This window comes from Deltaproteobacteria bacterium (assembly GCA_016180855.1).
In the GTDB taxonomy this organism is placed as follows: Bacteria; UBA10199; UBA10199; order JACPAL01; family JACPAL01; genus JACPAL01.
Map to the genome: position 1 here is coordinate 37,953 of JACPAL010000017.1, position 11,897 is coordinate 49,849.

An 11,897-nucleotide genomic window follows, 5' to 3' on the forward strand; every position below is an offset into this window, starting at 1 on the left:
GGAGTCAATCTATGAACAAAAAAGAACTTAAACGGTTCAAGGAGATCTTGCAGGAGCGCCAGAATGAGCTTCGCAAGATGGCTGAATCAACAAAAGATCAGGGGATCGGTTTCTCGACGGACGATCTTGCGGATGAGGTTGATCTCGCCTCCTCGGAGTCGGATCAATCAATGGTTCTCCGTCTTCGTGATCGTGAGAGGGTCCTCTTCAAAAAGATTGAAAAGGCGCTGCAGAAGATCGAGGCGGGGGAATACGGTGTCTGCGAGCGCTGCGGTGAGGATATTGGCCTTAAGCGGCTCGAGGCACGTCCCGTCACGGATCTCTGTATCCGTTGTAAGGAAGAGGAAGAGCGGGTTGAGCGGACCTTCGCTGAGTAATTTTTTTAAGTCTCATTCAAAAGAAGAGAAGGCCAACTATGGGATGGGCTGTTTCCCTTTGGGGGGCGTGAAATCGGCAAGTAGAGCTGTTCTTTGGCCCGTGTCAGGGCAACATATAGGAGCCTCTTCGATTCTTCCTGTTCCGCCGCCTTCTCCTGCAATTCGGAACCGACATACTCCTCTGATTTTTCGAGTTTATTCTTGAGACCGTTCTCCTCGTTACTCCTTTCTTTGAAGAAAATCTTTCCATCCGCCCTTTTTAGGTACGGGAGGTGGGAGTTGGTAGGGCGGGCCCCCAGGTCACAAAGAAAAACAATCGGAAATTCGAGTCCTTTGGCTGAATGAACCGTCATGAGCCGGACCGCGTCACGGCGAGACTCCTTGTCGGGAGAGGGGATTTGGACCTTTTCTTGGCGAAACAGATCTACGGTTTCGAGGAGTCCCTTGAGGTCTGGTGAGTCAAGCCGGTTTAACTCCAAAAGCCATTCCTGAAACCGTTCCAGGTTGTTTTTGGCTGTGGAATCCCCTTCGTAAAGACCAGTCAGTTGTTTAAAGAGATTGGGGAGCCATTTTGTGAGCCCCTCTTCCGGGAGAGAAAGGGAGAGATTCCTTAAGGGGGTACTTTCAAGGCCTAGCAGGAGATAGGGATCCGAACGGTTTAGAAGATGTTTCATGGCAAACAGGGCGGCGATACTCTCCGGCTGATCCAGAAGAGACTCCCCTTTATCAGTCAGAAATGGAATCTTCCGGGAGTTGAGTTCCTCTTCATAAGACCTCATGGCGAGACGGGTTCTGAAGAGAAGGACAATCTCGTGCCAGGCGTTTTTTTCACGAAGCAGGAGGATTTTTTCCGCAACCGTCATGGCCTCCGCCTTGCGTTGTTCTTCGGCGTTTTTTTGGGAGTTGATTTCAAGGTATTCAACCTTCGCCATCTGGTTTGAAGGGCGGGTGGCGATGATCGGACGATGAAAATCCGGGAAGAGTTTGGGAGAGATTCCGTTGACGTAATCGATCAGCTCCGGTCGGGAACGAAAATTCGAATCGAGATAAAAAACCTTTCCCCCTTTTTTTTGGAGGTTTTCCGTCTGGCGCAAAAAAAGTTCCGGGACGGCACCCCGAAAACGGTAGATTGATTGACGTGGATCTCCGACAAAAACAAGATGGTTCTGTGTCGGATCATGAAGCCTATCCGCCATTTCATTCTGGGCAAGGCTCGTATCCTGAAACTCATCGATCAATATCCAGCGGATCTCTTGTTGGATCGATTTTTGAATGGAGCGATCCCGCAGGAGTTGAAGTCCCCATCGTTCGAGATCCTTAAAATCCATGAGGTTTCGTTCCCGTTTCTTTGTCTCATAGGCCTCATGGAGTCTCTGCAGAACCGCCTCGCCATCGGTCTCCGCAAAGTGGAGTTCCTTTGTCAGCAATTCCATTGCCATTTTGGTTGATGTTGAAATTCCGAACCTCTCAACCCACTGGGTTATCTTCTTCTCCCCCTGCTGCAGTGCTTCTTGAATCGTTATGTGACAGGTTTTAAGCCTGAGAAGGTAGGCGATCGCCTCATCGATAATTTCAAAATCTGTTTTAAGATGAAGACGATTGCCGTGACGACGAAGAAGAGAGGCGAGATAGGAATGCATTGTCCCAATCGGCATTCTCTCAAGCTGTTCCAACGTCCTCTTCAACCGGGAAGAGAGGCGCCCTTTGAGCTCGGCTGCGGCCTTCTCGGTAAACGTCATGACAATAATTTGATCTAAAGGGATTTTTTTCTGCTCGTAGAGATAGGCGACCTTACGGACGAGGACCTCGGTCTTTCCGGAGCCGGGGGCGGCAATGATCACGGAGTCGCCCGGGTATACAACCGCCTCTTGTTGCTCCGTTGTCAGAGTGATCATTTTTCAACACACCCATCATGGGAAATAAGCCTATCGTGCAATGCTGATAACCTTAATGTCAAACGGGCTTGACCCCGCCGAAAATGGGGATCCGGAAATAGCGGTCAAGGCGCCGGTCGAGCTGTTGACAGTAAAGCCTGAAATATTGTTGCTTCCCGGATTCACAACATAGAGGAATTTGCCGGTCGGATCAAGCCTGACTCGCGTTGGTGTTGTGCCTCCTACCGCATAGGTGCTGATTTGTGTCAGGAAACCGTTTGAGGTGTTGATTGCAAAGGCGCGAAGGCCGTTGCTATCGTTGGTGTCGACGGTGTAAAGAAATTTACCGGTTGGGTCGATGGTTATATCACTGAGGCCCGCATTATCACCCAGATCAAGGTACTTTTCATTCGGAAGCTCTGAAGGGGAGAGATCGAGTTGATTGAGGGCGCCTGTAGAGGCATTGACTGAAAAACCCCAAATGGTACTGGTGCCATCATCAACAGCATAGAGAAAGTTGCCATCTGGTGTTATCGCCATGCCTCGTAGCGACATGACGTTGAGCGGATAGGGTGAACCGAAATATCGCGTCAAGGCACCCGTTGAGGAATTAATCTCAAAAATGGAGATATTTCCATCGTCATAGTTTGATACATAGAGAAACTTTCCATTCGGATGAACCACAGGCTCATAGGGGCTGTCGCATGTCGGCGAGTCCACAAAAGGAGAACCCGAGATCGGTGTTAAGGCGCAGGTTGTTCCGTTAATGCTGTAACCGGAGATATCGTCAGAGACATAATTTAACATATACAAAAAACTGCCGTTGGGAGTAACGGCGGAGCTCCATGGTGTTGTCCCTGTACTTGCCGATGACCCCTCCTCGAGGGCACCGGTCGAAGCAGTAATTGGCTTGATCAAGACCGAGCTGTTGTTCTGGTTGTTGACGTAGAGACATTGACTATTCGGAGTGATCGCTATCCTTTGGGGCACGGAACCGGCTCCGAAGGGAGAGCTGCTCAACGCGGTGAGGGCCCCTGTTGTCGCGTCCAAGCGGTATGCAGAAATATTATTACCCATTACGTTCGGTGCATAGGCAAAATAGAACGTATCGACTTGATTGTCATTCTGCTGTTGGACCCCCACCCCCCCGGCCGTATAGCTTCCCCCACAGCTTTCCAGGGTACCTCCACGGCCAAGACAACTCCGAAACGAGGTGTTTTCCCCGACGTTTTCAAAATCACTCTCAAGAACCCCACCCAGAGATGCAAAATTAGCTGAATCAGGATCAAAGGTCCCCCTCTCGAGTCCCTCCTCGACGTATTGATCAAAATAGCTCAGCTTATCCAGATCGAGTTCTCCATTCTCCTTGAGCATCCCGTTCCAACCTCCTACGGAATTGACAAGGCCTTCGAGTGACATGCCCCAATCTCTCCTCTGGTCCGGTGTCAGTGAGGCATCGATTCCGTTCATAAGGGTATAGAGCCCTTCAATTGGGGCGTCTGCTAGTTTACCATCACCTGCAAAGTAGAGATCAAAACTGTCGACGCCTTCGAGGAAGGCGGCAATCCCCTCCGGGGCATCCTGAAGGAGATCAAATTCTCCTGCATTCTGGTATTGTTCAACCAATCCAAGAAAGACCTTCATCCCCGTCCTCGAAAATGTCTTCTCGAGTGTCGTTGGGCTTGAGGAGGCAAGAATAACTCCGATGAGCGACTCGGTATAATTGAAGTTAGCTGAACTCTTGATAGAATCGCAGGCACTCCCGGAAGCGGTTGTCAAGGCGCTGAAACTCGAAACTGCCTCGACCCCGACATCGCTGGCCAGCTGAGTCCCAATAACCTCCTCCAAACCCTCCATGGCCTCTGCAGAATTCGAGTATCCGGAGGTACAGGCGGAGGCGTCCATTCCTGTTGTTGAAGAGGCAGCGGCACAGAGCTGTGAAATGGCGTTATTCGACAGCTCTCCAGAGAGGGCCTTCTTTATGACGCCAGACCAGCTCGAGTATCCCAAGCCGGCAGGTGTCACAGAGCCTCGGGCCATGACCCCCTGGATCATATCTTTCATAAGCCCCATATCATCCTGGAGTCCCTCACCAGTTCGATCCCCCTGATCTGAGGCGGTTTCCATGGCACGAAAATAACAGGCAGGGTCGAGAGAGGAGGCTGGTGTGCGGCAATCACCTCCCCAATCACACCCGATCTTTTTTTGAAGTGCCGCGGAGGCAAGTGTTGTCTCGATATCGGCTGTCCCGAGCGAAATCTGGCTGGTGTTTCCCTCCGTAATAGTCGCTTCGACATACGTTTCAATCTGAATTGTCCCTGTCTCATTGGTGGCAACGAGGATCAGTGAAGTTGTCCAGGTTGTGCCGGTGATTCCGCTTGGTTTTAATGATGAGAGATTTGGTGAGAGGACGAACGATCCGTTTGTAATAGCAGCAGTCCCAAGATTCGTCCCTTCGAGTGTGTAGAGGGTCCCGGTCAATCCTGAGGCGGCTGTTTGTGTCACTCCCTGTTTTGTCGGTTTACCGAGTTCAAGTCCCAGGATCGATAGTCTGCCCGAAGAACTTGTTGGAGAGTTGACAGTCGCTGTGATGGCGACCGTTGAAGTCGTTATAGCAGCGGTGCCAGGATCTCCTATGGTGCTTGAACAGCTGACAAGAGAGGCGCAAAGCGTGATGAGGGGCCCCCAACTTAAAAAGTAAGCAAGCCGTCTCCCCACGAGTCCCCCTGGGTAGAACTTCATTCCTTGTGCTGAAGCAATTATCGAACCAACAGAATAATAATATAAATATCTGATAATGCACTACTATTTTGTTTTAAAAATTGAAGGAATGGGTTTGTTTTAACCCTTTTGAGCGGCCAATTTTGACACCTGTTAGCAGTCTGTTGACAAAGGGGTTTGAAAGGATGTTGAGAAAGGTCCCAGATACGAGGCAGGCTGCTGAGGCGCGACGCAGGCGTACTTGCCGGTACGTAAGACAGAGACCGGTTTTGATATTGAATCTCCAGTTGTGCGAGGCACAGGTGACTGTTTCACCTCGGACCATGCCTTTGGAGAGCGGATACTCGGCATGGGGGCAGGCATCCTTGATCGCATAGAACTGACCGTCAAGATTGAAAACCGCTACCCTAAAGTTATTTAATACAACGGCCCTTGCCTTGCCGGGTGGAATCTCATCAATGGTACCGACAAAAACCTTTCCCCTTGTATCCGGGCTCTTTCTGCGTTTACGGGGGACATAGTCGACACCAAACGGTCGGGGCAGATTAATGCTGTGGCCCTCGGGATCTTCTTTCTTCTTCACTCAGCAAGAATAAACAGGCGAGAAAAAACTGGCAAGGGTCAATTAATTCGCAAGAAAGAGGAGGGACCCTTTTCCATAGAAGGTGCCGGCAACCGCCGCGGTCATGAGACAGGCAAGGGTGGCGGCAAGAAAGGAACGCATCGCAATCTGGGCGAGTGTAAGTGTCCTCTCCGGAACGAGCGCTGCTGTCCCGCCGACAAAAATGGCAACGCTGGAGAGGTGGGCAAACCCACAGAGGGCGTAGGCGGCAATCACCGCACTTCTCCCATCGTGGAGTGCCCCATGTGCCAGTAAATCGTTTAGATGTTGATAGGCCGGGATCTCCGTCAAAATCATCCGTTCGCCCAGGAGTCGGGCGATCTCCATCGCATCGGATGGGGGAACCCCAATGGCGAGGGATAACGGATAAAACGGATACGCCAGGATTGTTTCAAGGTGAATACCACCGATCGATCCGATCCCCATATTGAGAAGCCGCACCATTCCGAGAAAGGCAACAAGGAGGACGATAATTCCCATCACCAGTTTTCCTCCGGCCGTTGCCCCGTTGATAATTGCCTCCATCCAGTTTCCCTCCCGCTCATAATGGGGTTCAATCGAGGTCCCGAGTGTGATCGGTCTTTCCGTCTCCGGGAGAAGGATCTTGGACATGACAATGGAGGCGGGGGCCGAGATGAGGGAGGCGGAGATCAGGTGCCCGGCAATATTCGGAAAGTGGGATTGAAGAAGCAGGACGTAAATTCCCATCACACTGGAGGCGATTGTTGCCATGCCGGCCGTGAGAATCGTGTGAAGTTCCGATCGGGTCATCTGATTGAGGTAGGGCAGCACGGTTGTATTCGCCTCGATTCCGACAAAAATATTGCTGGTAGTACAGAGTGATTCGGCGCCGCTGATACCGAGCAGTTTAGTAAAAACCTTTGCAAACAGCTTGATGATAAACGGCATCACCCTGAAGTAATAGAGAAGACCCATAAGCGCCGAGAAGAAGATGATCGTCGGTAACGCCTGAAAGGCGAGGATGAAGCCGGGGCTTCCTTCCGTTCCGGGCGGGAGTCCCAGAGGGCCAAACACAAATTCAATACCTGCGGAGGACGCCTCAATGATTTTGACCGTGATATGACTCAAAAAAAGAAGGGCCTGGGTCCCCGGCGGGAAGAGAAAGACAAACGCCCCCATGGAAAACTGGAGGAGGAGACCGACAACCACTAATTTCAGGTTGACCCGCCTCCGGTCGGTCGAAAAAATCCAGGCGATGAATGCGAGCAGGAAGACGCCTGAAAGGCTGACAAGATTGTAAACTGACATCAACCCGCCTCCATATCATTTCCGCGGTTACCTGGACAAGAAAAATGCAAGAAACCGGGTAAGTTCCATTTTTGACTTTAAGAAGTTTTAGAGATAGGTTCGATCCAATTTCTATGGAGTTTTTTGAACTGCTCAAGCAAATTGTGAAGGCAGAGATACGCTTTGTCGTGGTCGGCGGCATTGCCGTCAATTTACATGGTATCGAGCGGCCTACAAAAGATATCGACCTGGTTGTTTATTTGGAAGAAAAAAATCTCCTCAAGTTTTTAAAGCTGATGGCAAAGCTCGACTTCCAGCCTAAAGTTCCGGTTGGTGCCACCGAATTTGCGGATCCCAAAAAACGTGCGGATTGGATAAAAAACAAGAATATGATTGTCTTCAGCTTCTGTCATTCAAGAGACATGATGAGGGTGATTGATGTCTTCGTGAAACATCCCCTGCCGTTTGGTCCGATGTATCGGAGGAAAGAAATGATTGTCGTTGATGACATTAAAATCCCTGTCATTTCAATCCTGGACCTGATAAAATTAAAACAAAAAGCCCGACGGGCCCAGGATAGGGCGGATATTGTTATGCTGCAAAAGGTCCTGAGGACCAGAAAAGAACTTTGAAAATGAAGGCGAAGAGAACCAATAAACGATTAGGGGGATTCCGGTATTTTCGGACCAAGGCTCAGATCCTTGATTACATGAAGGTGCCTGCCAAGAGAAAACTGCAATGGATTGAAGAGATGTACCAATTCAATCGTCGTGTCGCACGAGGGAATCCCACCATTGCCAAAATTCAGGAAAAATTCCGCCGGGGCGAGATTTAGAAAAAATATTGTCATGTCTTTTCTGGATGATATTTGGGATTGGTTCAAAGAGGAAGGAGGTCCTCCCGAGGGGTCTCCCCTTGCAATTTTTGCGAGCAGGATTGTTGGCTCCTTCCCTTTTCCTCTGCTTCTTTGCGATGAACGCCTTTCTATTCTTGCGGTGAATCGGCTCTTCAACAGGACTTTTATGATGAAGGGGGGGGATGGGAAAAATCTTGCCGACGTTCTCACTCACGAAGTGAAGATCGTTCGTCATAAGCAGGAAGAACCGATCACCGACTTGAATGCGATGCTGGATCAACGAAATCCGAAGGTGCTCTCGGGTCTCTTTCCGAAAATCGGGCAGAAGACCTTTCATCTTTATTCCCGAAAAATTTCAGTTGCCGGGGAGAAAGGCGTTCTCCTCGTCTTGCAGGATGTGACGGAGATGAGGGGACTGGAGGAGATGATCGACAGGAGCCGATATGAGCTTCTGTCGATCTTTGACGGGGTGGAAGATCCAATGGTTCTCATTGACAAAAACATGAGGATCCGCCGGATCAACCGCCGAATGCTTACAGTCCTCGGTGGAAGATCGTATCGGGATTTTGTGGGAAAGGCCTGTTATTTTAAACTTCATGGTTTGAACGAACCTTGTTCCGCATGTATGGTGCCTGAGAGTTTTCGTACCGGTGAGAAGAGGGAGAGGACCGGATTGCTGGAGAAGTCGCTGAAAGGGGATGAGTCCACCTATCAAATCATCTGCTATCCGATCAAGGATAACAAGGGAGAGGCAACCAGCATGGCCGAGTGTTATCGTGATATGACGGAGGTCGTGAAGATCAGGGAGGAGTTGTATGAGTCGGAGCGAAGCCGGGTCATGGAATCTTTTGCGGCGGGTGTCGCCCATGAGGTAAGGAATCCGCTTGCTGTGATCCAATCGAATGCCCAGCTTTGCCTGGATCAGGTAGGTGAAAAAGATAATGACTTGAAGGAAGGCCTGGAGGCGATTATCAAGAGTGTACAGACGGCCAATCGAGTCATTAAGGGCCTTATGAATTTTGCGCGGCCCCAGGAGGTGGAGTTCGAAAGGCAGTCAGTTGGACCGATCCTCAAAGAGGGGTTGGATCTCATTAAAGGGCGCGCCAGAAAACAGTCGGTCGGTCTAAAAATTTTAATTTTATCCAGACTCCCCAAAATAATCGTCGACAAGAAAAGGTTTTTGCAGGCCTATCTGAATTTCCTCTTAAACTCGCTTGATGCGATGCCCAAGGGAGGAAAGATCGAGGTTTCTGTAAAGAACAACCGGAAGGAAAAGAAAATGGAAATCCTTATCAAGGACACAGGAGAAGGTATTTCCGAAGAGATAATCCCCCGTGTTTTTCAGCCGTTCTACAGCACAAAAAAAGAGGGGTTGGGGTTAGGGTTACCGATTGCCGAAGGAATTATTCGATCCCATGGAGGGGAGGTTGTTTTCAAGAGTTGTCGTGGGAAGGGATGCGAGGTCAGGATAGAACTTCCTGTGTGAATTTCCTTGAAGGAGAAAGGCGGTTGTTTTACGGTTGCCTCAATGACTTCGAAGCGAACGATACTCGTTGTTGATGATGAAGTCGACCTCTGCACGGTCCTCCGAAAAATTCTGACAAGAGAGGGGTACTCCGTTTTGATAGCCCTCGAAGGGGGAAAAGTACTCCCCCTTCTTAAAAGAAATGTCGTTGATCTCGTTTTGCTTGATCTCAAGATGCCGAAAATGGACGGTATAGAGGTCCTCAAGGCGATCCGAAGAAAAATAAAAAAACCGATACCGGTTATCATCCTGACGGCCCATGGAAGTCTCTCCTCTGCGAGAGAGGCGATGGAGCTGGGATCTGTTGATTACCTGACGAAACCGTTCAATCTCCAGACAGTCAAAAAAGCGGTTCGGGAGGCACTCGGTGAGGACTAGGCGCAAGCTGGTCTATGTCCCGATCCTCCATACGACCTCTGACATGGGAAGTATGGCCGGCCCCATGAAAGAGGCCTACATCCAGAGGTTTGGCGAAAAGAAATGGCTGGAACATATCATGGTTATTGGCGAGATGTGGATCGGGCTTGCCCGCGAGGTAGAGGGACTGCATCTTCCTTACAAGAAACTGAAGATTTATCAAGATGGTCTCCCGGTCTGTGGCAAGGAGAGAGAGATTGTCGAAGATCTGGCAAGGCAGGGGAGTCCCAATCATCGACTCCTTTACCTCATGATGCGACGGGGGGCGACGGTTGTCGGGACGGAGGATGCCAAACTGCTCCTGGAAGAGTATAGCTATTTAAAAAGGATTGCCGAGACGAAGACACACCGTGAAAAAGAGAGGCTCCGGCTCGAATACGAAAAAAAGGCCCCGTCCTTGCTTAAGAAAAGAGACAACAAGATTGCCGAGAGAATTCTTTCGACCCTCAAGGAGGGCGAGGCCGGTATCCTCTTTATTGGACTGCTTCATCATGTGGATGAATTTCTGACTTCAAAGCTGGATATCAGCTATCTGATTCACCGTCTGCCGTTCCGGCGGAGCTTTGAAATGGAGATGGCGGTTTAGAGAGCTATATGTTATGGGAGAAGAAGTGGCCGAAAAAATTTTAATTATCGACGATGAAGAAGCTCTCTGCAGGACCCTCGATAAAATTCTCTCACAGGCAGGTTATGAGGTGGCCTGGAGGCGCAACAGCGCCGACGGCCTTAAGAGCCTTGGGGAATCGTCTCCGGCCTGTCTGCTTCTCGATCTAAAACTCCCGGATATTGATGGAATCAGTCTTTTAAGTGAGATTAAGGAGCAATATCCTCATGTTCCTGTGATCATACTGACCGCCCATGAGACGGTTAAAACCGCCGTTCTGGCGATGAAGAATGGGGCATTTCACTATCTTTCAAAGCCGTTTGATAATGAAGAATTAAAAGTGTTGGTCAGTAAGGCGGTGGAACAGTCGAGGTTGTACAGGCAACTGGAAGAATTGAAGGGTCGCCTCGGTGAGGAGGGGGGGCTTGAGTTGCAAATGGGGAGTTCACAAAAGATTCGAGAGGTTATCCGCTCGATTCATTCTGTTGCGCCCAGCAATCTAAGTGTCCTTATCTTTGGGGAATCGGGGTCCGGAAAGGAGTTGGTCGCTCGTTCTGTTCACCGTTTTTCTAAACAAAAGAATGGGCCGTTTGTCGCCGTTGATTGTGCCGCCATTCCGGAGACGCTCATTGAAAGTGAGCTCTTCGGTCATGAGAGGGGGGCGTTCACGGGAGCGGCCTGCCTCCAAAAAGGAAAATTCGAGATCTCCGATGGAGGGACAATTTTTCTGGATGAGGTGGAGAACATCCCTCTCGGCGTGCAGGCCAAGCTCCTCCGCTTTCTTGAAGAACATACCTTTCAGAGAATCGGCGGCAAACAGTCTATCCGCCCCTCGGTACGGGTCGTTGCGGCGAGCAACAGGGATCTTGAAGAGGCAACAAAATTGTCCGGCTTTCGTCTGGACCTGTTTTACCGCCTGAATGAGTTTCCCATACAGGTCCCCCCTCTGCGTGAGAGGCGTGAAGATATCCCGTTTCTTTGCAGTCTCTTTCTTCATCAGTATCGTGATGATATCGGAAAGGAAATTAATGAGATCCATCCGGAGGCGCTCGACAAACTCCTCCTTTATAGCTTCCCCGGCAATGTGAGGGAGCTTCGCAACATCTTGAGGAGGGCGATGATTCTGGCAGATCACCGTATAGAAATGAAAGACCTCCCTTCTGAAGTGAGGTTGTTCAGGAACACTGCTTCCTTAAGCGAGCTCCATATCCCGCTACAGACGGGCCTTCCCTTAAAAGAGGCCGCACATGAGGCGGTAGTTAGGATTGAAAGAGCGCTTATCCTGGAGGCCCTGACCCGATCTAAACAACGCAAGGGGAAGGCGGCCAAGCTCCTTGGTATTGATGAGAAGACGCTCTACAACAAGATGAAAGAGTTTGATCTCAAGGGGTAGGGAAAAAATCGGGAAGATCCGCCCAATTTCGGGAGGCAGTTCCTTTAATCTATCGATCAACAGCTTAACTTTTCGTTGCTACTATCCACACAGTATGGTGCCAGGCACGCGTCGAACTCATTGAAAGATAGATAGAATGATTTTTGAAGGGAGCAATTTTGACATGCTTATCCGAAAAGTGTACCAAGAGTCCTCGGAGAGGCAAAAACACAGGCGGTAAGAGCTCGATGGAACCATGAGTCTGGATCATGTCGGCGGTT

11 protein-coding genes are annotated in these 11,897 nt (G+C 50.0%); 7 read left to right on the top strand and 4 right to left on the bottom strand.

Going from position 1 to position 11,897, the window contains the following annotated elements:
• The first annotated feature begins 11 nt into the window (after positions 1-11).
• Entirely contained in the window at positions 12-377 is a 366-nt protein-coding gene (dksA, locus tag HYT77_08875) for an RNA polymerase-binding protein DksA (protein MBI2068107.1), read from the top strand.
• Positions 378-382: 5 nt separating this feature from the next.
• Here the strand turns inward: dksA and HYT77_08880 are convergent, their stop codons facing one another.
• The 4 genes from HYT77_08880 to HYT77_08895 form a co-directional block, all read right to left on the bottom strand.
• Complete coding sequence (locus HYT77_08880) at positions 383-2,272, bottom strand: ATP-dependent helicase (protein ID MBI2068108.1); 1,890 nt, start codon at positions 2,270-2,272, stop codon at positions 383-385.
• Between the two features lie 30 nt (positions 2,273-2,302).
• Complete coding sequence (locus tag HYT77_08885; protein ID MBI2068109.1) at positions 2,303-4,969, bottom strand: beta-propeller fold lactonase family protein; 2,667 nt, start codon at positions 4,967-4,969, stop codon at positions 2,303-2,305.
• A gap of 97 nt (positions 4,970-5,066) precedes the next feature.
• Positions 5,067-5,555: a Rieske 2Fe-2S domain-containing protein gene (locus HYT77_08890; GenBank protein ID MBI2068110.1), complete on the bottom strand. Its 489-nt coding sequence runs from the start codon at positions 5,553-5,555 to the stop codon at positions 5,067-5,069.
• 42 nt (positions 5,556-5,597) lie between these two features.
• The gene (locus HYT77_08895; GenBank protein ID MBI2068111.1) at positions 5,598-6,863 is read right to left on the bottom strand and encodes a nucleoside transporter; all 1,266 of its coding nucleotides are present in this window, start codon (positions 6,861-6,863) and stop codon (positions 5,598-5,600) included.
• 113 nt (positions 6,864-6,976) lie between these two features.
• On the opposite strand from HYT77_08895, the gene HYT77_08900 reads away from it, so the two are divergent.
• From HYT77_08900 to HYT77_08925, 6 genes are read left to right on the top strand one after another with little or no spacing between them, the layout of a single operon-like run.
• Positions 6,977-7,474, top strand: coding sequence for a nucleotidyltransferase (locus HYT77_08900; GenBank protein MBI2068112.1), 498 nt, complete (start codon positions 6,977-6,979; stop codon positions 7,472-7,474).
• Between the two features lie 2 nt (positions 7,475-7,476).
• Positions 7,477-7,677, top strand: a complete 201-nt coding sequence (locus HYT77_08905; GenBank protein MBI2068113.1) for a hypothetical protein — start codon at positions 7,477-7,479, stop codon at positions 7,675-7,677.
• 13 nt (positions 7,678-7,690) lie between these two features.
• Positions 7,691-9,184 carry a PAS domain-containing protein gene (locus HYT77_08910; protein MBI2068114.1) on the top strand — a complete coding sequence of 498 codons (1,494 nt, stop codon included), beginning with the start codon at positions 7,691-7,693 and terminating at the stop codon, positions 9,182-9,184.
• 42 nt (positions 9,185-9,226) lie between these two features.
• The gene (locus tag HYT77_08915) at positions 9,227-9,601 is read left to right on the top strand and encodes a response regulator (GenBank protein MBI2068115.1); all 375 of its coding nucleotides are present in this window, start codon (positions 9,227-9,229) and stop codon (positions 9,599-9,601) included.
• Complete coding sequence (locus HYT77_08920) at positions 9,591-10,226, top strand: hypothetical protein (GenBank protein ID MBI2068116.1); 636 nt, start codon at positions 9,591-9,593, stop codon at positions 10,224-10,226. Before HYT77_08915 ends, HYT77_08920 begins: the two co-directional genes overlap by 11 nt.
• 13 nt (positions 10,227-10,239) lie before the next feature.
• On the top strand, positions 10,240-11,637 hold the full coding sequence (locus HYT77_08925) for a sigma-54-dependent Fis family transcriptional regulator (protein MBI2068117.1): 1,398 nt from the start codon (positions 10,240-10,242) through the stop codon (positions 11,635-11,637).
• Positions 11,638-11,897: the final 260 nt, after the last annotated feature.